Origin of the sequence: Bradyrhizobium algeriense (genome assembly GCF_003062295.1) — a bacterium.
GTDB lineage: Bacteria > Pseudomonadota > Alphaproteobacteria > Rhizobiales > Xanthobacteraceae > Bradyrhizobium > Bradyrhizobium algeriense.
Genome location: NZ_PYCN01000006.1, coordinates 76,828 through 99,132, shown reverse-complemented (window position 1 = coordinate 99,132; position 22,305 = coordinate 76,828). Strand labels below are relative to the sequence as shown.

Genomic DNA, 22,305 nt, shown 5'->3' with positions numbered 1-22,305 from the left:
TGCTTCTGGTTCGGCAGAATGTAACGTCCGCCGGTCGTTGAACTTATCCTTCATAACCGCTAAGGCATCTCTCCAACCTTGGGGAGAAACATGGCGGATACGGCTCAGCCAACGGCGGTCGCGCTCGATGATGCTACAGTGGCGTTTCGCGTGGCCGGGGATCGCGTCTACACGGCCGTGGAGCGGGCCAGCCTGTCCGTCGCCCATGGCGAGTTCGTCGCCATTGTGGGCCCGACCGGGTGCGGGAAATCGACGCTGCTCAACGTGGCGGCCGGGCTTTTGAAGCCCGCCGCGGGGTCGGTGAAGATTTTCGGCAAGCCGCTGACGGGGTTGAACCGCGATGCCGGCTATCTGTTCCAGGCCGATGCGCTGTTTCCCTGGAAGACTGCGATCGACAATGTCGCCATTGGCCTCGACATCAAGGGCGCGCCGCGCGAGCAGGCGCTGCAGCGGGCGCAGGGCTGGCTCACCTCCGTCGGCCTCGGCGCGTTCGCCAACCGTTATCCGCACATGCTGTCGGGCGGGCAGCGCAAGCGCGTCGGCCTTGCGCAGGTTTTGATCCGCGATCCAAAAATCCTGTTGATGGACGAGCCGTTCGGCCCGCTCGATGCCCAGACCCGGCAGATCATGGGCAATCTGCTGCTGGAGCTGTGGAACGCCGACCGCAAGGCAGTGCTGTTCGTCACCCACGATCTCGAAGAGGCGATCGCGCTCGCCGACCGCGTCGTGATCATGTCGGCAGGTCCCTCGGCGCGCATCATCGGCGACTGGCGCGTGCCGTTGCCGCGCCCGCGCGACATCTCCGAAGTGCGGATGGAAAAGCAATTCCACGAACTGCACCGCGAAATCTGGAGCGTGCTGAAGGACGAAGTGATGAAGGGTTATGCGCAGTCGACGCTAAGTGCGGAGGCCGGCTGATGTCGCGCCTGACACTGCTGTTCTGGCAATTGATGGTGGCCGTGGTCGCACTCTCGCTGTGGCAGTTCCTCGCCACCGTGCCGGTGTTCGGCCGCGTCCTGCTGCCGCCGTTCTTCTTCTCCAACCCGGTCGATGTCGGCAGCCAGATCGTCAAATGGTTCACGTCCGGCGTGATCTGGAAGCATCTGATGATTACGCTGTGGGAGTCGGTGCTGGCTTTCGTGATCGGCTCGGTCGGCGGCGTGCTGGTCGGCTTCTGGTTCGCGCGCCAGCCGCGTGTTGCCGCGGTGTTCGATCCCTACGTCAAGATGGTCAACGCGCTGCCGCGCGTGGTGCTGGCGCCGATCTTCACGCTGTGGCTCGGCTTAGGCATCTGGTCCAAGGTCGCGCTCGGCGTGACGCTGGTGTTCTTCATCGTGTTCTTCAACGTCTATCAGGGCGTCAAGGAGGTCAGCCAAACCGTGCTGGACAACGGCCGCATGCTCGGCATGAGCGAGCGGCAATTGACGCGGCATGTGTACTGGCCCTCGGCGTTGTCGTGGATGTTTTCGTCGCTGCACACTGCGGTCGGCTTTGCCGTGGTCGGTGCTGTCGTCGGCGAATATCTGGGATCGGCGGCCGGTCTCGGCTACCTGATCCAGCAGGCCGAAGGCGTGTTCGACGTCGCCGCCGTGTTCGCCGGCATGTTCGTGCTATCGGCTTTCGTCATCCTGATCGACATGGTGGTGACGCTGGTCGAGCGCCGGCTTTTGATCTGGCGGCCGGTCGCGGCGGAGGGTAGAGGGTAGCCGCCTCCGGCGTTGCAAGGCGCAGGCCTAATCGCTGAGTTCGTACGCATGATTTGATGCCCGGTAACCAAGTCAGGCGGTTCGATCCGCCGTTTCCTTATTGCGGAACCAGCCGATGCCCAGAGTGCACCACAAGCTGTTTGACATAAGCGTGTGATGTTATAACATTACGTAAATCTTCGCTCCTTCAGGCTGTGTCGACAATGACTGTTGTTTTCTTCCCAAGGTCGCCGCGCCACCAATGGAACGTGGTGCGTGAATTGAAAGAGCATGCCCGGACAGCGATCAACGCCGATGATGAAACAATAATCACCGTAAGCGAACGCGGTGATCCCAGTTGCGGCGGCGCCCGAACCATCGTGCTCATCATGCACCCGAGACGGCCAATCGAGGTCGTCACGATCGACAAGCCGCTTGATCAGATCACGCAGACAGACCTCGCGGATGCGCTGGCGCCGCTGGCCGCACCAACCGGCCTGCCCGAACCTCCATCGAAACGGAATGACCGTCGCTTATCCGCGGATCGACGCTAGCCGGCGCAGACCAATTGCAAGCATCAGCAAAGGACAATCCCATGCAGATGGCTTTGAACCGGACTCCGGTCACGGTGATTACCGGCTATCTCGGGGCCGGAAAGACCACGCCGCTTACCGTATCCTCACGGAGACGCACGGCAGGCGCTACGCCGTCGTCGTCAATGAATTCGGCGAGGTCGGAATCGACAATGACCTCATCGTCAACGCCGAAGAAGAGAACTTCGAAATGAACAACGGATTTGAGTCCTGCCACGTTTGATCGTCGATGCATTGGTGAGCTGCACGCGGCATTTTTCGAGCATCCGCCAATCATCTCACGCTCGTGCGGAAGGCGGCAGATTCATCTGCTACCGTCTCAATTTGATTGTGGCGTCACGACCGGTTCATCGTGGTCGGTATGGCAGCAGATGATTTTCTCCGGCCATATCAGTTCATCGTGCGATTCAAGAACCTCCCGGCCAGTCGTGAAAATGATCCACAATGCAACGGCTCCTGCGGTGATTGGATCGAAGATTGGATAACCCGTCACTAGAAGCAGTAAGCCCGCGGCCACCGGGGCGAGGGATACCCATACGTCGCCAAGATTGTGGATATACGCGAGCCGGATTGCAGCGTTGTTTTGGCTTGGCTCCAGGAGCAAGCGGGCCACGCTCCAATTGGCGGCAGCGGCAGCCAGACCGACGATCATCGGAACGACGCCCTGAACCGGCACCGGATTGAACAGACGCTCGGCGGCCTGCCACAAAAGCAGTCCGCTGACCGCAATCAGCCCGACTGAGTTAAAGAGATTTCCAGCTCGCAACAGCCGCTGCGAAGGACCTCTGGTGACCAGGAATGCTGCATACAGGCAGACCAGAGCCAACTCGTCCGACAGGTTATGCGCGCTGTCCATCAGGAGGCTCAGACTCGATGCCTGATAGCCAGCAATACCCTCCACCAGAAAGATTGCAGTGTTTATCGCCACTGCAGCGGCGACGGCTCTTTGATGATGAGCCACTTTGCATCCCCCATTTCCGCGACTTGGCAAATATGTGCACTAGAATGCGCTTCGAGGTGCTGAACACGACCTACTTCGTTCGCGCGGTTGCGATATCGTCGCAGGCGTCATCGGCCGGCGCCTCCAGCGCCGCCAGGGTTCGATCACCATCGCCCTCAGGCTAATTGCACGGGCCCGTGATCATCGCAATGATCACCGTGCGGATGGTGCAGCCGGCCGTCTACAAGATAGTCGACATGGTCACCATGCGGCACCGCTTCATGTCCGCAGTTTGGACCGTGCGTGTGCTCGCAATGGACCTGAGGCGTGCATTGCACGGGATTTGTGGCATTTACCGTGATGGCATGTTCGTCCACGTGATCCTCGTGCATATGGTGGAGATGGCCGTCGTGAAGATAATCCACATGTCCGTCATGACGAACCGCGGTGTGCCCGCAATCCGGGCCATGCTTGTGAGTGTGGTTGGCGTGGTGTTTCTCGGTACATGTGGCCATTAGCAATACTCCTTGCGCTTGTTTGCCATCGGTACCCGATCATCGCGGACAATAGTGGAACAGTTGCGGATGCCAACGATGCCTGAGGTGCCGGCACCCTGATTTAGTTACCGATAGCCAACGTTATAACGTTCAGGTGGGAACGAAGGTTGCGAGCCGAGCACTAATCTACCGGTTTATCCACGTCTTATGTTGGAAGCCGTGACTGTTACATGGATTCAGAGTCGCAGGGTAGGTGAGGCGTGCCCACCGTTCACGACTACGGTAAGAACATGGTGGGTACGGCGCGAAGAGCGCCTTTGCCCACCCCACGGCCTCTGCCGAAGGCCACACTAGCTGACGACATCGGACGCCATTCGAAATTGCGGATCCAATTTCACGTCGGCGGTAAGCGAGTTGGAGATGAAGCAGTTTTCCTTCACCTCGGCCATAATCGTTCGGGCGGCTGCGATATCAGCCTGACTTCTCAGGACCAGGGTTGGCTGTACGCTGACTTCAATGATCCGATATTTGCCGTCGACGTTTGCCAGCAAACCTTCTGCGGCGCTTTCATAAGCCACAAACTCCAGCCTCTTGCTTTGCGCGAACGATACAAACGTCAGCATCATGCAAGCATTCAGCGCGGCGACCAGCATTTCTTCGGGAGCCCAGACGCCCGCCTCTCCCTTGAATTCGGGAGGACTGCCGATCTCGATGTCGGGTTTGCCGGGCGCCGACGTTCGGCCGCGACGAGCGGTGTCCCAGACCAGGTTGTTGCTGTACCGAAAGGACTTGTATGTTTTCCCGGTTGCCATGTGATCCTCCAGGAATCGTAGGGTGGGCAACGCGACCTGTCCGCGGTAGCTCAACGAGCGAAGGCGGAAGCGTTCCCACCATCACGACCACAGCAAGAACTTGGTGGGCACGGCGCAAAAGACCGCCTTTGCGCACCCTACGATTCTAACATTTGAGTACGTCATTCCGGGGCGCCTCGAAGAGGCGAACCCGGAATCTCGAGATCCCGGGTTCGCTTTCGCGCCCCGGGATGACGGCGCGAGGGCGCGCCGTCAATTCAACATCTTCGTATCGTCAGGCGCTTGCGGCGGCGTCTTGATCGCGATCGCCTTGAGGGTGCGGCCGTCCGGCTTGGTGCCGCCATGCGCGGTACCCTTGGGGATCACGACCAGATCGCCCGGCTTCACCCGCACCTCCTTGTCGCCCAGCCAGATCGTGCCGGTGCCGTCGAGGATGTACTGAATCTCGTTGGTGTTGGGATGCATGTGCTTGCCGACATTGCCGTCCTGGATCGAGATGGTCATGCCGTCGGCGGCGACGAACAGTTTGGAGCGCATTCCGGTGCCCGAGGGCATGCCGAGCGCATCGCCTTCGAGTTCGCCGGTGTGGATGACCTGCGCGGCGATGTTCTCGGCGGCGATCGCCGGCCGTAGCAGATGGGTGACGCTGCAACCGGCGGCAAAGGCGGCGGCGAGCGATAGCGTGATGGCCAGGCGATTCATGGCAGTCTCCCCCTGTGTTGATTATTGTGGGGCGATGCTATTCCGCCCGGTAGCGCCTGACCAGCGGGCGGAAAGTCGCCTTCTCAACGTCCACGCGCTGCTCTATCTTGCCGGCCAACAAATGGAGGAACCCATGAAGAAACTGTTCGGCCGGCTGGCCGGGGTGCTGCTGGCGCTGGTGCTGACGACAGGTCTTGCCGCAGCGCAAAGCAAGGTCACGGTCGCGATCGGCGGCGGCTCCTGCCTGTGCTATCTGCCCACCGTGCTGGCCAAGCAGCTCGGCGAATACGAAAAGGCCGGCCTTGCCGTCGAGCTGGTCGACCTCAAGGGCGGTTCGGACGCGCTCAAGGCCGTGCTCGGCGGCAGCGCCGACGTGGTGTCAGGCTATTTCGACCACTGCGTCAATCTGGCCGCCAAGAAGCAGGAATTGCAGTCCTTCGTGATTTATGACCGCTACCCCGGCCTGGTGCTTGTCGTGTCGCCCGCCCATACCAATGAGATCAAGTCGATCAAGGATCTGGCCGGCAAGAAGGTCGGCGTCAGCGCGCCGGGCTCCTCGACCGACTTCTTCCTGAAATATCTCCTCAAGAAGAACGGCCTCGACCCGACCAGCGCCGCGGTGATCGGCGTCGGTCTCGGCGCGACCGCCGTGGCGGCGATGCAGCAGGGGCAGATCGACGCAGCGGTGATGCTCGATCCCTCCGTCACCGTTTTGCAGGGCAGCTATCCCGATTTGAAGATACTGGCCGACACCCGCAGCGAGAAGGACACGCTCGCCGTGTTCGGCGGGGAATATCCCGGCGGCGCGCTCTATACGACCACGGCGTGGATCAAGTCGCACGAGAAGGAAGTGCAGGCGCTGACCACGGCGATCGTCAACACGCTCGACTGGATTCACTCGCATTCGCCGGAAGAGATCATGGCGAAGATGCCCGACGAAATCGTCGGCAAGAACAAGGAGCTTTATCTGGCGGCGCTGAAGAACACGATCCCGATGTATTCGCTGACCGGCAAGATGGATCCCAAGGGCGCGGATGCGGTGCTCGCGGTGTTCAGCGAGGGGTCGCCGGAGGTCGCCAAGGCCAATATCGACGTGACCAAGACTTACACCAACAAATATGTCGAGCAGGTCAAGAAGACCACCGGCACGAGCGCGAAATAAGGGCTGGGCGGGATCGGCGTGAAATCAAGCGAAGTCAGGCGATGAGTGACACGAAACCTCTGGTCATTCATCGCGTCAGCGCGCTCGACCTCGTTGTCGAGGCGTGGACGTGGCCGTTTGCCGAAACGCGCCGCGCGGAGATCGCGACGCATTTCGCCGACAAGCAGCGTGAAAAGCCCGCGATGTGGAACGGTCGCGTCCTGCTTGGACGCAATCCGGTGTTTGCCGGCGATCGCCTCAGCGCCAGCTATTTCGAGACCGACTTCGCAAGCTTCCTGGCTTGGCGTGACTGGGGTTTTCCCGATTCGTCTGTGTTCAACGGCTTCGGCATGGGCGCGCTCCGCTGCGCCGACGGCGCCTTCGTGCTCGGCGAGATGGGCCAGCACACGTCGAACGCCGGGCGCATATACTTCCCATCAGGCACGCCCGATCTCGACGACATCAGGGACGGCACGGTCGATATTTCAGGCAGCGTGACGCGCGAACTCGAGGAAGAGACGGGCCTTGCGCCCGGCGAATACGAGAGCGAGCCGATTTGGCACTGCATCTATACCGGACGTGCGATCGCGATGATCCGCATGTTGCGGGTCGACATGCCGGGCGAGGCCGTGCGCGACCGGATCGTGGCCAATCTCGCCGCGCAGCGTCAGCCGGAGTTATCCGCCATCCACCTCGTGCGCGGAGCGCACGATCTCACCTCTGCAATGCCGCGTTTTGTCACGGCGTTCATCGAGGCGCAGTTCGCGTCCCCGCCCTGACGCCAGCAATACGCTTGACATCTGGTCGCGCTACCAATGTGATAGGCGGCAACAAGAACAAGAAAAACGCAGTGCACAAAAAATAATCCAGGGAGGATTCCATGCCGGGGCGCAAAGCTGCACGCCTTCTCGTTGGGCTGTCTGCCGCAATCGCGGTGCTGGGGATGGCGGTTACTGCCGAAGCCCAGGAAAAGAAAATCAAGATCGGCGTGATCTACGACCTGACCGGTCCGCTCGCGGGCGGCGGTTCGGAACTGCAATATATCGGCGCCAAGATCATGCTCGACCAGTACGCCAAGACCGGCGTCGAGGGTTACAAGGTCGAGGCGGTTTACGCCGACGCCCAGAGCAAGCCTGATGTTGCGATCAACGAGGCGGTGCGGCTGATCGAACAGGAAAAGGTCAACATGCTGCTCGGCTTCTTCTCGTCGGCGCAATGCGTGCCGGTGGCCGCGCGCGTCGAGCAGCTCAAGAACTTCATGTGGATCACCACCTGCATTTCTTCGGCGGTGCTCGCCGACAAGAACTTCAAATACGTGTTCCGTCCGCAAGCCTCGGGCGACCAGTTCGGCATGATGACGATGGATTTTATCGCGCAGAACGCCAAGGAAAAGTTCGGCAAGGAGCCGAAGGATCTGCGCGTCGCGATCATCCACGAGGACGGCGCCTATGGCGTCGACGTCTCCAAGGGCAACGAGGCCGGCGCCAAGAAGGCCGGCTTCAACGTCGTGATGAAGGAGGGATATTCGGCGACCGCGCCCGATCTCTCGGCGCTGGTGACGAAACTGAAGCGCGCGCGGCCCGATGTGATCTTCCATACCGGCTACAACCCGGACATCACCTTGTTCGGGCGGCAGGCGCGCGAGCAGGGCCTGAAATTCGCAGCACTCGTCGGTCACGGCGCCGGCTATGGCGTGTACGAGAAGCTGAAGGAGGGTCTCGGCGGCGACGTCAATTACGTCTTCAACACCGATCCGATCTCGATCTGGCTCGCCAACCAGAAATCGATGGATCCGAAGCTGCCGCCGGTCATCAAGATGGTCGGCGAGGAATTCGACAAGGCGAAGCCGGGCGTCGCGATCCGTTCCGCCCATGTCGGCATGGCGGCGTCGAACACCTACCTCTTCCTCACCGACGTGCTGCCGCGCGCCATCAAGAAATATGGCGGCGTCGATCCCGATGCGCTGCGCAAGGCGGCGCTCGAAGTCGACATTCCCGAAGGCGGCACCATGCTCGGCTTCGGCGTCAAGTTCCACGGCGAGGGCACGCAGATGGCCGGCCAGAACGAGCGCTCGTTCCCGGTGGTCATCCAGTACATTGACGACAAGTCCTATGTGGTGTGGCCGAAGAGCCAGGCGCAGCGCGAGGCCGTGCTGCCGCTACCGAAGGGAACCACGTTCAGCAACCAGTAAAGCCAGCAAACGAGTAAGCGGAGGTTCTGGCGTGCTGACGGTAGAAGGGTTGGTGAAGCGTTTCGGCGGCTTCACCGCTGTCAACAACGTGTCGTTTCGGGTCGAGCAGGGCGAGATTCTCGGCCTGATCGGTCCGAACGGCTCCGGCAAGAGCACGATCTTCAACATGCTGTCGGGCACGCTGGTGCCGACGGCGGGATCGATCCTGTTCGACGGCGCGGAGATCGCGGGCGTGGCCCCGCATCGTATCATCAACAGCGGCATCGGCCGCACCTTCCAGATCCCGCGGCCGTTTCACCGGCTCAGCATTTTTGAGAACGTGGCGCTCGCCGGCTATTACGGCCAGGGCCGTCACAGCCGCGTCAAGGCGGATGAGGCGGCCGAGCGGGCGCTCGGGATGGTCGGCCTGCCGACGGACCGGCACGCCAGCGTCGATGGACTCGGCGCCGCCGGATTGAAGAAGCTCGAACTCGCCAAGGCGCTCGCGACGGGGCCGAAACTACTGCTCGCCGACGAAAGCCTCGGCGGGCTCGATGAGCACGAGATGGATCAGGCGGCCGACATGCTGCGCAAGATCCGCGACGAGCTCGGCATCACCATCATCTGGGTCGAGCACATCATGGGCGTCCTGATGCGCGTGGTCGACCGCGTGATGGTGCTCGATCACGGCGAGAAGATCTCGGAAGGCCTGCCGAGCGCGGTGGCCGGCGATCCCCGGGTGATCGAGGTCTATCTCGGCACCGACGCGGATTCGAGCCAGATTGCGGCAGCCGAAGCGCGCCGCAAGGCGGGGGTCTGACATATGCTCGAATTGAAATCGCTCGATGCGGGCTATGGCACCTTCCAGGCATTGTTCGGCATCAATCTCGACGTCAGGGCGGGCGAGGCGGTCGGCGTCATCGGCCCCAACGGCGCGGGCAAGACCACGCTCATGCGCGTGATCTCGGGGCTGATCCGCCCCACCAAGGGCGCGATCTCGATGGAAGGCCACGACGTGCTGGCGACGCCGGCGCATCGCATCGTCGACCTCGGCATCGCGCATGTGCCGGAGAACCGCCGGCTGTTTCCACGGCTCACCGTCGACGACAACCTGAAGATGGGCGCCTACATGCCGGGCGCGCGCGCCAAATATGCCGAGCGGCTGGAATTCGTGTTCGACCTGTTCCCGCGCATGAAGGAGCGGCGCAGCCAGATGGCTGGCACCATGTCCGGCGGTGAGCAGCAGATGTGCGCGATTGGCCGCGCGCTGATGTCGGACCCGAAATTGCTTTTGCTCGACGAGCCGTCCGCGGGGCTGGCGCCGGTCGTGGTGCAGCAAGTGTTCGAACTGGTCAAACGCATCCGCGCCAGCGGGCTGACGGTCCTGATCGTCGAGCAGAACGTGCAGCAGGTGCTGAAGGTGGTCGACCGCGCCTACCTGCTGGAGGCCGGCTCCATCCGCGCCTCCGGCACGTCGGAAGAGATGTTGTCGACCGATACGATCAAGCAGGCATATCTTGGGGTCTAGAGCATGATCCGAAAAAGTGGGAACCGGTTTTTCGAAAAGATCATGCTCAAAAAATAGGGCAGGCGATGCAGGCGTTTCTGGAGATCTTCGACATCTATCTGCTGGAAGCCGTGGTCAACGGCATCCTGCTCGGCGGCGTGCTGGCGCTCTTGGCGCTCGGGCTGAACTTGATCTTCGGCGTCATCGACGTCACCTGGATCTGCTACGCCGAACTGGTCATGATCGGCATGTACGGCATGTACTACATGGTCCAGGTATTCGGCATGCCGTATTGGGTTGCCGCGCCGTTTGCGATCCTGCTGGTCGCGGCCCTCGGCGCTGCGCTGCATTACATCGTGATCGCGCCGCTGCTCACCGCGCCGCCGATCAACCAGCTGCTGGCGACCGGCGGCGTGCTGTTCATCCTGCAAAGCTTTGCCACCGTCGCCTTCGGCATCGACTTCCGCAATCTCGGCATCCGCCTGCCGGTGCTGGCGATCGGCGAGATGCATTTCAGCTATTCGCGGCTCCTGGCCTTCGCCGCCGCCTTGATCGGCATGCTGGCGATCTACTTCTTCATGAAGCGCACCTATACGGGGACTGCGATCCGCGCCGTCGCGCAGGACCGCCAGATCATGTCGCTGATGGGGGTCGACACCAAGCGCATCTATCTCATCACCTCGGCGCTGGGCGGCGCGCTCGCCGGCCTCGCCGCCTGTCTGCTGGTGCTGCAGTACGACGTGCACCCCTTCGTCGGGCTGTCGTTCGGGCCGATCACCTTCCTGATCTGCGTGCTCGGCGGGCTCGGCAATTTCGTAGGCGGCTTCATCGCGGCGTTCGTGTTCGCCCAGATCATTTCGTTGGGCGGCCTGTTCTCAGATCTCGAATGGGGTTACGTGCTGGCCTTCGCCTTCTTCATCGTCATGATGTTCATCCGGCCCGCGGGCCTGTTTGCGAGGCGCTCGTGAATCTCCGTCATGCCGCCTGGGGCGTTGGCCTCGCCGCGCTGATCGCGCTGCCCTTTGTCTATCGCGAGCCCTATCACCTGCATATTCTGGTGCTGATCCTGATCTGGTCGTTCGCCTATACCGCGTGGTCCATCATGGGCCGCTTCGGCCTGGTATCGCTCGGCCATGGCGGCTTCATGGGCGTCGGCGCCTATGTCACCGCGTTGTTGTGGAACCATCTCGACGTCTCGCCGTGGATCGGCATTCCCATCAGCATGGTGGCGGCGGGAATCCTGGCGCTGATCGTCGCCTATCCCTGTTTCCGCTTCCGTATCACCGGGCATTATTTCGTGCTGGTGACGCTGGCGCTGTCAGGCATCGTGCTGCAGGTCATCACCGCGACCCGCGACTACACCGGCGGCTCGCTCGGCTACACGCCGAACCGCGCCCGCAGCGGCTCTGGATGGATGGCGCTGCAGTTCGACGACAAGATCACCTGGTATCTGATCGCGCTGTTCGTCTGGGTCGTGGGGCTGTTGATCTGGCGCTGGGTCGATCGCAGCATGAGCCGCTACGCCATGGAGGCGATCTCGGAGGACGAGGACGCGGCAGCGGCGGCCGGCGTCAACGTGACCGCCGAAAAGCTCAAGATCACCTTGATCTCGGCGCTGATGACGGCGCTCGCCGGCGCGCTGTACTGCCAGTACCAGATGTTCATCTCGCCCGACACGGTGAGCGGCATCGCGGTGTCGCTGCAGATGGTGTTCGCGGTCATCGTCGGCGGCCTCTACGTCTCGCTCGGGCCGACGGTTGGCGCCATCATCACCATCATGCTCGCCGAAGTGCTGCGCATCGGCTTCGGCACCAAGGCGGTAGGGTGGGACAATCTGGTCTACGGCGTGCTGCTGGTCATCTTCATCATATTCCTTCCCAAGGGCATTCTTGGTAGCGTCCTCGACAGACTGAAGACGCAACCCAAGCCCTCCGGGACGAAATGAGCAAAAAACCTTCGCAACCACTGGCGAACGAGCTGAAACCCTATGTCGTCCCGTTCCGTTACGACGGCACGGGCGAATTTCACCTGAAGTCGCACAAGACCAATGAGAAGGGTGGCCTCGACAAGGAAAAAGCGACTGGGATCATCGAGGCCAATCGCGAGCGGCTCAGCGATTTCCAGGAAAAGCTCTACGCGCAGGACCGCTGGTCGCTGCTGCTGATCTTTCAGGGCATGGACGCCGCCGGCAAGGATTCTGCGATCAAGAGCGTGTTCGAGGGCGTCAACCCGCAGGGCTGCGAGGTCACCGCGTTCAAGCAGCCGTCGACGAACGAGCTCGACCACGATTTCCTGTGGCGCAGCATGATCGCGCTGCCGGAGCGCGGCCGGATCGGTATCTTCAACCGTTCCCATTACGAGGAATGCCTGGTGGTGCGGGTACACCCGGAGATTCTCGCCAAGCAGAAGTTACCCGAGCGGCTGGTAACCAAGGACATCTGGAAGGAGCGCTTCGAGGACATCACGGCCATGGAGCGCCACCTCGCGCGCAACGGCACGGTCATTCTGAAATTCTTCCTCAACGTTTCGAAGGAAGAGCAACGCGAGCGCTTCCTGGCGCGGCTAGAGGAGCCGGCCAAGAACTGGAAGTTCTCGCTCGCTGATATCGGCGAGCGCAAGCTGTGGGCGAAATACCAGGCCGCCTATCAGGACATGATCCGTCACACTGCGGCGGAGGCGGCGCCCTGGTATGTCGTGCCGGCCGACCACAAATGGTTCGCCCGCGTGGTGATCGGCTCGGCCATCGTCAGCGCGCTCGACAGACTTGACCTGCATTTCCCCGATGTCGAAAAGGCCGACCGCAGCGAATTCAAGCAGGTCCGCGAGGCGTTGCTGGCGGAGGGGAAGGGGACGAAGAAGTAGGATGGGTAGAGCGAAGCGAAACCCATCATTCCATTCCCGGTCGGAGAGCGATGGGTTTCGCTACGCTCTACCCATCCTACGGGCCGTCGGCCCGAATGCGGGCAACGATGGCCTCAGCCAAGTGCGGAAAGATGGCGAAGCGCACGCAGCTCCCTTGCCGCGGCCTTCATGAGAGGCCTTGCCTGCTCGTCCTCGCGGCCAACGATAATGCCTGAAACAAAGGCACGGGCACGCCTGTTTTGCGGCGGGGCCTGGAGCGCGGCGTCTGCCGCCAGCTTTCGATCCGCAATGAAGTCGTTGAGCGAGCCCAGCGCATCCTGAATCTTCTTCGCATGTTTCGATAGACGCGCGAGCGCCTTTCGCTCGCGTTTGCTGCGGAAAAGGCTTTCGAAAAACTCGGCCGCGTATCTGAGCTTCTTCATCCTGATCCGGAATTTGTGCCGCTCGGGTGCCGTCATCTCCTGCAGCTTCCCTGCGTCCCTTTGCGCCTTCCTGATGCGTCGATCCAGGAGCTTCCCGGCGAACTCGCCAAGTTCGGTATTTGCGGTGTCCGTCCGGCCGGGCTGCGCCTCGATCCACTCGAGCACATCGACGAGCAGCGCGCGGCATCGCGGCGAATCGACAGCCTTCCTGGCCCGCTCGAGCGCCTCGGCGCGTTTATCGGCAAATTGCTTCGCAATGGCTTTGCCGCCCCGCCGCGGTGTTATTTCGCGAGCGACAGGGCCAATCTTCTCCTCCAGGAAGACGTGCAGTTCGCGCGCGTGGGCAAGCTCGCTTGTCAGCCACCTCAGTTCTGCCTTGATCTCTGCGGTTTTCGCAGCCGCCAATGCCTGCGAGAACAGCGAGATGGCCGCACGCAAGCGGCGCAAGCCTACGCGCATCTGATGCACGCCTTCCGGGTCAAGCTTGCGGACGGCATCGGCGTTTCCGGAGAAATGGCGAAGGGCGGAGCGGGCGATCACCTGGAAACCCTCAATGGCGCTCATTCGCTTGTTAAGTTCGATCGGTTCGGCAAACACAGCCTGAGCGCGCTTTCCATTGACAAGATCGTAGCCAACGTCTGCCTTCGCTCTCAAACAAAGCTCGGCCGCGAGCTTTCGCTCCAGCGCCTTCGCGACGCGAAACAGATCCCTTGCTGGACCTTTTTTCAATTCGAGTTCAACCTCCTCGATGCGGCTTGTCCGCCCCGCCGCAGTGATCTTGCCGTGATCAATGGCAAGCTCCAGCTCGCTCCGTCTGGTGCGGACCGGCAGGGTGATGCGATGCACCGAGGTCTCGAAGATCGGCTTCAACTTGCGCCGCAGCTTGTTCGAGGCCAGTCGCTCCAGCGGCGTGCCGTTTGCCTCCCCGAGATCGGGCGTGCGACCTCCTATTTCGGTTTCCCACTCGCCGCGGCCGAACTGCGCGCCGGACGTCTTCTTGATCGTTTGTACGTGCTTGCCGTCCGCTTGCCTGACCCGGAGCAGAAGTCCACGCCGCTTCAGCTTGTGTTTCCGCGTGTCGAAATAGGTCGACAGCAGATCGCTCTCCGAGCGCTTGCCGATTTTGCAGCCGGGCACCGTCAACCTGGAAGAGGACCCGAGATTGCGCTTGGGCATGCGGAACTTGATTTCGGTCTCAACGCCCATCGGATGCTCGTCTGAAAGACTAGGCTGATAACGCCGGAAGGCGCTTCCAAGTGCCGGCCAGTAAACAGAACCGTCATTCCGGGGCGATGCGGAGCATCGATCCCCAATGTGCAATTGCACATTGGGGAATCTCGAGATTCCCCGATGCGCAATTGCACATCATCTGAGGTCTGGTGCTGCGCACCATCCCGGAATGACCCTCCTTCGAAAGGTCACCCGTCCTGACCATCTTTTGGCATTGCGGCCGGCCATAATTCTCGTCTAGAACGACCTCTGGACGTATTCCCGGCAACGAACCGTCAATGGTTTTGGCTGAGGATTTGGCCGTCCAAAGGGTCTGGCAATGCTGATTCGCAGCAAAAAGTACGGAGTTCGGGGTGGAGCGGCCAAGGTTGCCCCCGCGCGTCCGGCTGCGTCCGCGCCCACCCTCCTTCTTGGCGGGCTTCTGCTTCTTATCGGCCCCTGAGGGCCGTCTGGGCGGTTTGCGCCTGGGCACTCAGGGGTTCGCGCGAGATCACCAGACCCTTCAGCGCCTGGAAAAAACGGCGCTACCACCCAAAAGGAACTTCAGAAATGACCACCGCCAACAAGTCCGAAAAGGACCGCGTCATCGTATTCGACACCACCCTGCGTGACGGCGAGCAGTGCCCGGGCGCGACCATGACGTTCGAGGAAAAGCTCGAGATCGCCGAAATGCTCGACGACATGGGCGTCGACGTCATCGAGGCCGGCTTCCCGATCACCTCGGAAGGCGACTTCCAGGCCGTCAGCGAGATCGCCCGCCGCTCCAAGAATTCGGTCATCGCCGGCCTGTCGCGCGCCAACCCCAAGGACATCGACCGTTGCGCCGAAGCGGTGAAGTTCGCAAAACGCGGCCGCGTCCACACCGTGATCGCAACGTCGCCGCTGCACATGCGCGTCAAGCTGAACATGACGCCGGAGCAGGTGATGGAGCTCTCGATCGCCAATGTCACCCGCGCGCGCAACCAGATCGACGACGTCGAATGGTCGGCCGAAGACGGCACCCGCAGCGAGATGGATTATCTCTGCCGGATCGTCGAGGCCGTGATCAAGGCCGGCGCCACCACGGTCAACATTCCCGACACGGTCGGCTACACCGTGCCGGAGGAATACACCAACTTCATGCGCACGCTGATCGAGCGGGTGCCGAATTCCGACAAGGCGGTCTTCTCGGTGCACTGCCATAACGACCTCGGCATGGCGGTGGCGAATTCGCTGGCCGGTATCGCCGGCGGCGCGCGACAGATCGAATGCACCATCAACGGCATCGGCGAGCGGGCAGGCAATGCCGCGCTGGAAGAAGTCGTGATGGCGATCAATGTAAGGAACGACGTGTTTCCGTGGTGGAACAAGATCGACACCACCATGCTGACGCGGGCCTCGAAACTGGTATCGGCGGCGACCTCGTTCCCGGTGCAGTACAACAAGGCGATCGTCGGCCGTAACGCGTTCGCCCATGAAAGCGGCATCCATCAGGACGGCGTGCTGAAGGACGCATCGACCTACGAGATCATGCGGCCCGAAATGATCGGCCTGAAGAAGTCGTCGCTGGTACTCGGCAAGCATTCCGGCCGCCACGCTTTCGTGCACAAGCTGGAGGAGATGGGCTACAAGCTCGGCGCCAACCAGCTGGAAGACGCCTTCGTGCGGATGAAGGCGCTGGCCGATCGCAAGAAGGACATCTATGACGAGGACATCGAGGCGCTGGTCGATCAGGAGATCGCGGCCTCGCATGACCGGATCAAGCTGGTCTCGCTGACGGTCATCGCCGGCACCCATGGTCCGCAGCGCGCGACCATGAAGCTCGACATCGAAGGCCAGATGAAGATCGAGGAAGCCGAAGGCAACGGCCCGGTCGATGCGGTCTTCAACTGCATCAAGGCGCTGGTGCCGCACGAGGCCAAGCTGGAGCTCTATCAGGTCCACGCCGTCACCGAAGGCACCGACGCGCAAGCCGAAGTGTCGGTGCGGCTCGCCCATGAAGGCCGCTCGATGACCTCAAAGGGGTCCGATCCGGATACGCTGGTGGCGTCCGCGAAAGCCTATCTCGGTGCGCTGAACAAGATCGTCATGAAGCACCAGCGCGACATGCCGGCGCAGGCGGCGAGCTGACGGCTTTCGCAGCCGCAATTCGTAGCAACCATTAGATCGATTGATTGCGGGCAAGCGACTTGTCCGCCGAAGCTCAACGAGCGAAGGCGGAAGCGTGCCCACCATCGTGAGCGAAATCTGAGACGGTGGGCACGGCGCAAACGCGCCTTTGCCCACCCTGCGATGCTAGTGCAGACGGTACGCTGAACGAATCTGGCTGTTCGAGCCAGCTAGTCCCCGACCTCGCTCCGCGCCCGGTGTTGCCGATCCCTGTGCGATTTCCTGCAATGCGCGACGGCCAACGGCCTCCAGGCCGTCAAGCGTGGTGTTGCCTTTCCTCGCAGCTTGAGCCAGTTTCTGCGCAACGTATTTCCGCGTTGCGTGATCTCCACCGCTGTTCGGCAGCCCGCGACAGACATTCTCGAGTACGACATCCATCTTGGCGATGATGCGCTCATCCAGCTTTGTCATGGCAATGGCTCCAAAATACCGGTTACTTAATAAATCCGGCCGACCGTTCCGTTCGCGTGAAAGGATAGCCGGGCAATACGCGTGCTATGATTTGGGCAAGTGCCGCAATTGACTGTCCACTGCCCGACATTATTTTCATTTTTTTGCAAGGTCGCGAACTGAGCCGGGACCGGCGAGGGAAAGCGCGTCCAATGCGATCGGAGGCTTGGCGGTTAGCAGAACAATCTGTCCGCTAGGCATTCTTTGATCGCAACCGAGGGCCGCCAAAGCGGACGCTTCGCTTTGCCCGCCTGCGACATACCGGCACGACGGGCAAATCACTTCTGATTTTCCGAAATCGCGTCAACCCCGGGAATCAAAAATATTCTGCTTTCGTTCTCCCCCAAATCACCCGCATAACTCCGCTTGTCTCACCCAATTGAGGGGCGTTGGCCATCGTCACGAACGTGCGGTGAGATGCGATGGACGCAAGAGCTGCGACTGACGTGTGTGGCTTGAGCGTACGGCGAAGTCGTGTGGTTCTGACGCCGCGGTGCTGGCGCTAAGTTGGCGGTTGCGCATCGATCCTATTGGATCGAGCGCGGTGTCCCGCCGGCGATGGTGGCAAGAAAGCCGTTCACCAGGAAGAGCACGAAGTAAGCCGTAAAGCCATTGCGCAGGGAAGGCCGGAATGCTCCCGCTGCCCTGTATGCTCGTGTGCAGTTTTGTTTGCGCAAATCGCACGCGAGACCGCGGGTGCAGCAAGCACCCGGTCTTCCCTGCGCCCTCTGAACAAGAGGGCGGGAAGTTCTCCAGCAAACCTCGGACGCAATGCGTCGCGAGATCGCGAAACCGTTTTTTCGTAGGATGGGTAGAGCGAAGCGAAACCCATCGCCTTCTGCGCCAGCATTTTGATGGGTATCGCTTCGCTCCACCCATCCTACGGGCTGGCAGTCGGATTGCCGCGCTTTTGCGGTGCAGCAAAGCTTTCGCGAGGCACCCTGCTAACGGGCAATGGCAATTCGGCTGGCTTGTCTGTATTGGTGCAACTGGCATGCAAGCCTCGGAACCCGCGTTCACGTGCTCCGGGGAAATAACGGGAGGATACATGCGCAAGCTGATTTTGGCCGCGGCATCGATCGCGGCATTGACTCTGGCCGGACCGGCTGCGGCGCAATCGCCGATCGTGATCAAGTTCAGCCATGTGGTGGCGACCAATACGCCAAAGGGGCTGGCGGCCGAGAAATTCAAGGAACTGGCCGAGAAATACACCGCCGGAAAGGTCAAGGTCGAAGTCTATCCGAACTCGCAGCTCTACAAGGACAAGGAAGAGCTGGAAGCGCTCCAGCTCGGCGCGGTGCAGATGCTGGCGCCGTCGAACGCCAAGTTCGGGCCGATCGGCGTCAAGGAGTTCGAGGTGTTCGATCTGCCCTACATCCTCCCCGACCTGAAGACGCTGCGCAAAGTCACCGACGGACCGCTTGGCACGAGGCTGCTGAAACTGCTTGATGCCAAAGGAATGACCGGTCTCGCGTACTGGGACAACGGCTTCAAGATGATGAGCGCCAACAAGAAGCTGGTGGCGCCGGCGGACTACAAAGGCCTGAAGTTCCGCATTCAGTCCTCCAAGGTGTTGGAAGCGCAGTTCCGGACACTGGGTGCGATCCCGCAGGTAATGGCGTTCTCCGAAGTCTATCAGGCGCTGCAGACCGGCGTGGTGGACGGCCAGGAGAACACCTGGTCCAACATCTACACCCAGAAAATGCATGAGGTGCAGAAGTACATCACCGTCACGAACCACGGCTATATCGGCTACATCGTGGTGGTGAACAAGAAATTCTGGGACGGCATTCCGGCGGATATTCGTACCGAGCTGGACAAGGCCATGAAGGAGGCCACCGCCTACGGCAACGGCCAGTCGGCGAAGGAAAACGACGACGCGCTGGCCGAGATCAAGAAGACCGGCAAGAGCGAAATCGTATCGCTGACGCCGGAGCAGGACTCAGCGATGCGCAAGGCGCTCGAATCGGTTTACCAGGACGTGGCCAAGCGCGTCGGTCAGCCCCTGATCGACGAATTCCTCAAGGAGACGAGGGGCGCGACGAACTAGAATAATAGCGTTGAAGGGCTTCCGTGTTTCGGCACGGAAGCCCTTGTCTTTTCCGAAATATGCTATGGGTGAGTGGGGACTGCGGCCCACAATGGATGCCGCGGAAATAGCGCAGGATCAGGCTGGGACAAAAGCGGCCGATCTTTCAGGGGGAAGTTGATGCTGCTTCGCATCCTCGATCGGCTTGAGGAGATATTGATCGCGACGCTGATGGGGCTCGCGACCTTCATCATCTTTCTGGCGGTGATGCACCGCTATCTCATCGGCATTCCGTTCCTGTATCCGATCCTGTTCCCGATCCATATGTCCTGGGCGCAGGAACTTTGCATCTACATGTTCGTGTGGGTGGCCAAGTTCGGCGCGGCCTATGGCGTGCGCACCGGCATCCATGTCGGCGTCGACGTGGTGGTCAACCAGCTCAGATCGCCGTGGCGTAATGCGGTGGTGCTGTTCGGGCTGTTCTGCGGCGCGTTTTTCACCGCCGTGATCGGCACCATGGGCGCGAAGTTCGTCTATGGCCTGATGCACACCGACCAGGTCTCGCCTGACCTGGAGATCCCGAGCTGGTTCGTCTACCTCTGCATTCCCTTGGGCTCGTACCTGATGTGCTTCCGCTTCCTGCAGGTCGCCTACGGCTATTGGCGTACTGGCGAGCTGCCGCACCATGACCACGCCCATGTCGAGGGGGTTGACGTCGAGGCGCCCGGCGCCGGTGTCGCGGAGGTGACGCGATGACCAGCGTATTCATCTTCGGACTGCTGGTCGCGTTGATGCTGACCGGTATGCCGATCTCGATCGCGCTCGGCATGACGGTTTTGACCTTCATCTTCACCATGACCAACGTGCCGACCGAATCGGTGGCGCTGAAGCTGTTCACCGGCATCGACAATTTCGAGATCATGGCGATCCCGTTCTTCATTCTCGCCGGAAATTTCCTGACCCATGGCGGCGTCGCGCGCCGCATGATCAATTTCGCGACCTCCATGGTCGGGCACTGGTACGGCGGCCTCGGGCTGGCCGGCGTGATGGCCTGCGCGCTGTTTGCCGCGGTGTCCGGTTCGTCGCCGGCGACCGTGATCGCGATCGGCGCCATCATGCTGCCGGCGATGGTGAAGCAGGGATTTCCCAAGCGCTTCGGGGCCGGTGTCATCACCACCTCTGGCGCGCTCGGCATCCTGATCCCGCCTTCGATCGTGATGGTGATCTATTGCGTGGCGACCGGCGGCAGCATCGCGCTGGATCCCGCCGGGCAACGCGTTTCGTCGGCGTCCGTCGGTCAGATGTTCATGGCGGGCGTCATCCCGGGCCTGATGCTGGCGACGCTGCTGGGGGTCACGACCTTCTATCGGGCGTACAAGTTTGATTATCCGCGGCTGCCGAAGGCGAGCTGGACGGAACGTTTCGTGGCGTTCCGCAAGTGCATGTGGGGATTGCTGCTGATCCTGATCGTGCTCGGCGGCATCTATGCAGGTCTGTTCACGCCGACGGAAGCCGCTGCCATCAGCGCGGTCTACGCTTTCGTCATCGCGGTATTCGTCTATCGCGACATGTCGCTGAGGGATGTGCCGAAGGTACTGCTCGGCTCCGCCAATATGAGCGCGATGATCCTCTACATCATCACCAACGCGGTGCTGTTCTCGTTCCTGATGGCGAATGAAAACATTCCGCAGCAGATCGCGGCCTGGATCACCTCGATCGGCGTCGACTGGATCATCTTCCTCCTGATCGTGAACTTGTTGCTGCTGATCGCAGGCAATGTGATGGAGCCGTCCTCGATCGTGCTGATCATGGCGCCGATCCTGTTTCCGGTGGCGGTCAAGCTCGGCATCCATCCGGTGCATTTGGGCATCCTGATGGTCGTCAACATGGAAGTCGGCATGTGCCATCCGCCGGTCGGGCTGAACCTCTATGTAGCCTCCGGCATCGCCAAGATGGGCATCACGGAGCTGACGATCGCGGTGTGGCCGTGGCTTTTGACCATGCTGATCTTCCTCGGCATCGTCACCTACGTGCCGGAGCTTTCGCTGTGGCTGCCGCGCGTACTCGGCATGCTGTAGCCATTCGTGCATGGCGAAAGGTCGGCCCGGTCGAGATTACATCTTGGTAAGGGAGGCTCCACTTTCCGATCGTTAAGTTGATTACCGATTGGCGCGAGCCCATCTTCAGGCAACCTTTCACAGGAGGTTCGCATGAGGAAGTTTGCTATCGCAGCGGTTGCGGTACTCGCCATCGCCGGTTCGACCGCCGTCTATGCCCAGCACCGCCATTGGAGCCACGGCTTCTCGCGGATGAGCCCGGAGGACCGGTCGGCCTATGCGGATGCCCGGATCGCGGCCGTTCATGCCGGCCTCAAGCTGACGGCGGACCAGGAAAAGCTGTGGCCGCCGGTCGAGGCCGCGGTCAGGGAGTTCGCCAAGCTCAGAATCGATCGCGCCAACGCGCGGATGAACCCGCCGCGGGACGATTCCAGCCAGCAGAAGCCGGATGATCCGGTGGCGCGGCTGCGTGACCGGGCCGAGAATATGGCGGCCACGGCGGCGGCCATGAAGAAGATCGCGGAAACCGCCGACCCGCTCTACAAGACGCTCGATGACGGCCAGAAGCGCCGGCTCGCCGTTCTGACCCGGTTTGGGGGCAGGGAAGGCTGGCGCCATCACCGGTTCGAGCGCGAAATGGGCAGGGACCGTGACTTTGACCGCGACCGCGGCTACGGCCGAAATCGCGATGACCGGGACGATGGACCGGCCCGGGGCGGCCCCGAACGGCTCTGACGCGCCCCCTCAATCGGGGCCCGATCCGAACATCGGCGGAAGCCGCTGAAATCCAGCGGTTTTTTGCCGTTCTGCCGGTCAGCCAAAGCCCGGGAAAACTCGCTTCGGCTTGCTGGACATCCCCGGGTCGCTTTGCTAAACGACGCCCTCTCGCGAGAGCTTTTCCGGAAGCCAAGCATCCGGGCGCATAGCTCAGTTGGTAGAGCAGCTGACTCTTAATCAGCGGGTCCCAGGTTCGAGCCCTGGTGCGCCCACCAAGCCTTTCAAGGGGCTTGGGATCTCTCGTGAGAAGCCTTCCGACAAGCGGCTATTCCGACAAGCCGGC

General features: G+C 61.4%; 22 protein-coding genes, 1 tRNA gene and 1 pseudogene. 19 read left to right on the top strand and 5 right to left on the bottom strand.

Features of this window, described 5'->3' with window-relative positions; genetic code table 11:
- Positions 1-90 precede the first annotated feature (90 nt).
- The 4 genes and pseudogenes from C7G61_RS14925 to C7G61_RS14910 form a co-directional block, all read left to right on the top strand.
- Complete coding sequence (locus C7G61_RS14925; RefSeq protein WP_108515321.1) at positions 91-918, top strand: ABC transporter ATP-binding protein; 828 nt, start codon at positions 91-93, stop codon at positions 916-918.
- Positions 918-1,706, top strand: coding sequence for an ABC transporter permease (locus tag C7G61_RS14920; protein WP_108515319.1), 789 nt, complete (start codon positions 918-920; stop codon positions 1,704-1,706). The genes C7G61_RS14925 and C7G61_RS14920 overlap by 1 nt, the downstream gene beginning before the upstream one ends.
- A gap of 203 nt (positions 1,707-1,909) precedes the next feature.
- On the top strand, positions 1,910-2,239 hold the full coding sequence (locus C7G61_RS14915; protein WP_108515316.1) for a hypothetical protein: 330 nt from the start codon (positions 1,910-1,912) through the stop codon (positions 2,237-2,239).
- A 41-nt stretch (positions 2,240-2,280) separates the two neighbouring features.
- Positions 2,281-2,498 (top strand): annotated as a pseudogene (locus tag C7G61_RS14910) (GTP-binding protein); the annotation flags it as partial.
- Positions 2,499-2,597: 99 nt separating this feature from the next.
- On the opposite strand, the gene C7G61_RS14905 reads toward C7G61_RS14910, so the two are convergent.
- A complete protein-coding gene (locus tag C7G61_RS14905) occupies positions 2,598-3,239 on the bottom strand; it encodes a cation diffusion facilitator family transporter (RefSeq protein WP_190241829.1) in 642 nt (213 codons plus the stop codon).
- A gap of 176 nt (positions 3,240-3,415) precedes the next feature.
- Between C7G61_RS14905 and C7G61_RS44655 the strand changes: the two genes are divergently transcribed.
- On the top strand, positions 3,416-3,736 hold the full coding sequence (locus tag C7G61_RS44655; protein WP_190241828.1) for a hypothetical protein: 321 nt from the start codon (positions 3,416-3,418) through the stop codon (positions 3,734-3,736).
- A gap of 329 nt (positions 3,737-4,065) precedes the next feature.
- On the opposite strand, the gene C7G61_RS14895 is transcribed toward C7G61_RS44655, so the two are convergent.
- Positions 4,066-4,527 (bottom strand): OsmC family protein, encoded by a 462-nt coding sequence (locus tag C7G61_RS14895; protein WP_108515309.1) that lies wholly within the window; start codon positions 4,525-4,527, stop codon positions 4,066-4,068.
- Between the two features lie 252 nt (positions 4,528-4,779).
- A complete protein-coding gene (locus C7G61_RS14890; protein WP_108515307.1) occupies positions 4,780-5,229 on the bottom strand; it encodes a cupin domain-containing protein in 450 nt (149 codons plus the stop codon).
- Between the two features lie 133 nt (positions 5,230-5,362).
- Here C7G61_RS14890 and C7G61_RS14885 point away from each other — a divergent pair, with 133 nt between their 5' ends.
- The 8 genes from C7G61_RS14885 (at position 5,363) to C7G61_RS14850 (ending at position 12,909) form a co-directional block, all read left to right on the top strand.
- Positions 5,363-6,391, top strand: coding sequence for an ABC transporter substrate-binding protein (locus C7G61_RS14885; protein WP_108515705.1), 1,029 nt, complete (start codon positions 5,363-5,365; stop codon positions 6,389-6,391).
- A 41-nt stretch (positions 6,392-6,432) separates the two neighbouring features.
- Entirely contained in the window at positions 6,433-7,149 is a 717-nt protein-coding gene (locus C7G61_RS14880) for a hypothetical protein (protein WP_108515304.1), read from the top strand.
- Positions 7,150-7,250: 101 nt separating this feature from the next.
- Positions 7,251-8,561 (top strand): ABC transporter substrate-binding protein, encoded by a 1,311-nt coding sequence (locus C7G61_RS14875; protein ID WP_108515302.1) that lies wholly within the window; start codon positions 7,251-7,253, stop codon positions 8,559-8,561.
- A gap of 31 nt (positions 8,562-8,592) precedes the next feature.
- Positions 8,593-9,360, top strand: coding sequence for an ABC transporter ATP-binding protein (locus C7G61_RS14870; RefSeq protein ID WP_108515300.1), 768 nt, complete (start codon positions 8,593-8,595; stop codon positions 9,358-9,360).
- 3 nt (positions 9,361-9,363) lie between these two features.
- Complete coding sequence (locus tag C7G61_RS14865) at positions 9,364-10,068, top strand: ABC transporter ATP-binding protein (RefSeq protein WP_108515297.1); 705 nt, start codon at positions 9,364-9,366, stop codon at positions 10,066-10,068.
- 65 nt (positions 10,069-10,133) lie between these two features.
- Complete coding sequence (locus tag C7G61_RS14860; protein WP_108515294.1) at positions 10,134-11,015, top strand: branched-chain amino acid ABC transporter permease; 882 nt, start codon at positions 10,134-10,136, stop codon at positions 11,013-11,015.
- Complete coding sequence (locus C7G61_RS14855) at positions 11,012-11,992, top strand: branched-chain amino acid ABC transporter permease (RefSeq protein WP_244608304.1); 981 nt, start codon at positions 11,012-11,014, stop codon at positions 11,990-11,992. The genes C7G61_RS14860 and C7G61_RS14855 overlap by 4 nt, the downstream gene beginning before the upstream one ends.
- A complete protein-coding gene (locus tag C7G61_RS14850) occupies positions 11,989-12,909 on the top strand; it encodes a polyphosphate kinase 2 family protein (protein WP_108515289.1) in 921 nt (306 codons plus the stop codon). The genes C7G61_RS14855 and C7G61_RS14850 overlap by 4 nt, the downstream gene beginning before the upstream one ends.
- 113 nt (positions 12,910-13,022) lie before the next feature.
- On the opposite strand, the gene C7G61_RS14845 is transcribed toward C7G61_RS14850, so the two are convergent.
- The gene (locus tag C7G61_RS14845) at positions 13,023-14,507 is read right to left on the bottom strand and encodes a CYTH and CHAD domain-containing protein (protein ID WP_244608313.1); all 1,485 of its coding nucleotides are present in this window, start codon (positions 14,505-14,507) and stop codon (positions 13,023-13,025) included.
- A 603-nt stretch (positions 14,508-15,110) separates the two neighbouring features.
- Between C7G61_RS14845 and C7G61_RS14835 the strand changes: the two genes are divergently transcribed.
- Entirely contained in the window at positions 15,111-16,670 is a 1,560-nt protein-coding gene (locus C7G61_RS14835) for a 2-isopropylmalate synthase (protein ID WP_108515285.1), read from the top strand.
- A 165-nt stretch (positions 16,671-16,835) separates the two neighbouring features.
- Here C7G61_RS14835 and C7G61_RS14830 read toward each other — a convergent pair whose 3' ends face one another.
- Entirely contained in the window at positions 16,836-17,120 is a 285-nt protein-coding gene (locus C7G61_RS14830; protein ID WP_244608303.1) for a hypothetical protein, read from the bottom strand.
- A gap of 1,087 nt (positions 17,121-18,207) precedes the next feature.
- Between C7G61_RS14830 and C7G61_RS14825 the strand changes: the two genes are divergently transcribed.
- From C7G61_RS14825 to C7G61_RS14805, 5 genes are all read left to right on the top strand, one after another.
- Positions 18,208-19,209, top strand: a complete 1,002-nt coding sequence (locus C7G61_RS14825) for a TRAP transporter substrate-binding protein (RefSeq protein ID WP_108515283.1) — start codon at positions 18,208-18,210, stop codon at positions 19,207-19,209.
- A 159-nt stretch (positions 19,210-19,368) separates the two neighbouring features.
- Positions 19,369-19,944 carry a TRAP transporter small permease gene (locus C7G61_RS14820; protein ID WP_108515280.1) on the top strand — a complete coding sequence of 192 codons (576 nt, stop codon included), beginning with the start codon at positions 19,369-19,371 and terminating at the stop codon, positions 19,942-19,944.
- A complete protein-coding gene (locus tag C7G61_RS14815) occupies positions 19,941-21,266 on the top strand; it encodes a TRAP transporter large permease (protein WP_108515278.1) in 1,326 nt (441 codons plus the stop codon). Before C7G61_RS14820 ends, C7G61_RS14815 begins: the two co-directional genes overlap by 4 nt.
- Before the next feature lie 132 nt (positions 21,267-21,398).
- Complete coding sequence (locus tag C7G61_RS14810) at positions 21,399-21,980, top strand: Spy/CpxP family protein refolding chaperone (RefSeq protein WP_108515276.1); 582 nt, start codon at positions 21,399-21,401, stop codon at positions 21,978-21,980.
- A gap of 181 nt (positions 21,981-22,161) precedes the next feature.
- Positions 22,162-22,237 (top strand) — tRNA-Lys (locus C7G61_RS14805).
- The last annotated feature ends 68 nt before the right edge of the window (positions 22,238-22,305 follow it).

Excerpts from the sequence above, each read along its gene's own strand:
- C7G61_RS14830 (WP_244608303.1), bottom strand. The coding sequence starts at position 17,120 with ATGACAAAGCTGGATGAGCGCATCATCGCCAAGATGGATGTCGTACTC.
- C7G61_RS14815 (WP_108515278.1), top strand. The coding sequence starts at position 19,941 with ATGACCAGCGTATTCATCTTCGGACTGCTGGTCGCGTTGATGCTGACC.
- C7G61_RS14835 (WP_108515285.1), top strand. The coding sequence starts at position 15,111 with ATGACCACCGCCAACAAGTCCGAAAAGGACCGCGTCATCGTATTCGAC.
- C7G61_RS14825 (WP_108515283.1), top strand. The coding sequence starts at position 18,208 with ATGCGCAAGCTGATTTTGGCCGCGGCATCGATCGCGGCATTGACTCTG.
- C7G61_RS14925 (WP_108515321.1), top strand. The coding sequence starts at position 91 with ATGGCGGATACGGCTCAGCCAACGGCGGTCGCGCTCGATGATGCTACA.
- C7G61_RS14810 (WP_108515276.1), top strand. The coding sequence starts at position 21,399 with ATGAGGAAGTTTGCTATCGCAGCGGTTGCGGTACTCGCCATCGCCGGT.
- C7G61_RS14875 (WP_108515302.1), top strand. The coding sequence starts at position 7,251 with ATGCCGGGGCGCAAAGCTGCACGCCTTCTCGTTGGGCTGTCTGCCGCA.
- C7G61_RS14890 (WP_108515307.1), bottom strand. The coding sequence starts at position 5,229 with ATGAATCGCCTGGCCATCACGCTATCGCTCGCCGCCGCCTTTGCCGCC.
- C7G61_RS14915 (WP_108515316.1), top strand. The coding sequence starts at position 1,910 with ATGACTGTTGTTTTCTTCCCAAGGTCGCCGCGCCACCAATGGAACGTG.
- C7G61_RS14920 (WP_108515319.1), top strand. The coding sequence starts at position 918 with ATGTCGCGCCTGACACTGCTGTTCTGGCAATTGATGGTGGCCGTGGTC.
- C7G61_RS14895 (WP_108515309.1), bottom strand. The coding sequence starts at position 4,527 with ATGGCAACCGGGAAAACATACAAGTCCTTTCGGTACAGCAACAACCTG.
- C7G61_RS14880 (WP_108515304.1), top strand. The coding sequence starts at position 6,433 with ATGAGTGACACGAAACCTCTGGTCATTCATCGCGTCAGCGCGCTCGAC.
- C7G61_RS14845 (WP_244608313.1), bottom strand. The coding sequence starts at position 14,507 with ATGCCCAAGCGCAATCTCGGGTCCTCTTCCAGGTTGACGGTGCCCGGC.
- C7G61_RS14885 (WP_108515705.1), top strand. The coding sequence starts at position 5,363 with ATGAAGAAACTGTTCGGCCGGCTGGCCGGGGTGCTGCTGGCGCTGGTG.
- C7G61_RS14820 (WP_108515280.1), top strand. The coding sequence starts at position 19,369 with ATGCTGCTTCGCATCCTCGATCGGCTTGAGGAGATATTGATCGCGACG.
- C7G61_RS14860 (WP_108515294.1), top strand. The coding sequence starts at position 10,134 with ATGCAGGCGTTTCTGGAGATCTTCGACATCTATCTGCTGGAAGCCGTG.
- C7G61_RS14865 (WP_108515297.1), top strand. The coding sequence starts at position 9,364 with ATGCTCGAATTGAAATCGCTCGATGCGGGCTATGGCACCTTCCAGGCA.
- C7G61_RS14850 (WP_108515289.1), top strand. The coding sequence starts at position 11,989 with ATGAGCAAAAAACCTTCGCAACCACTGGCGAACGAGCTGAAACCCTAT.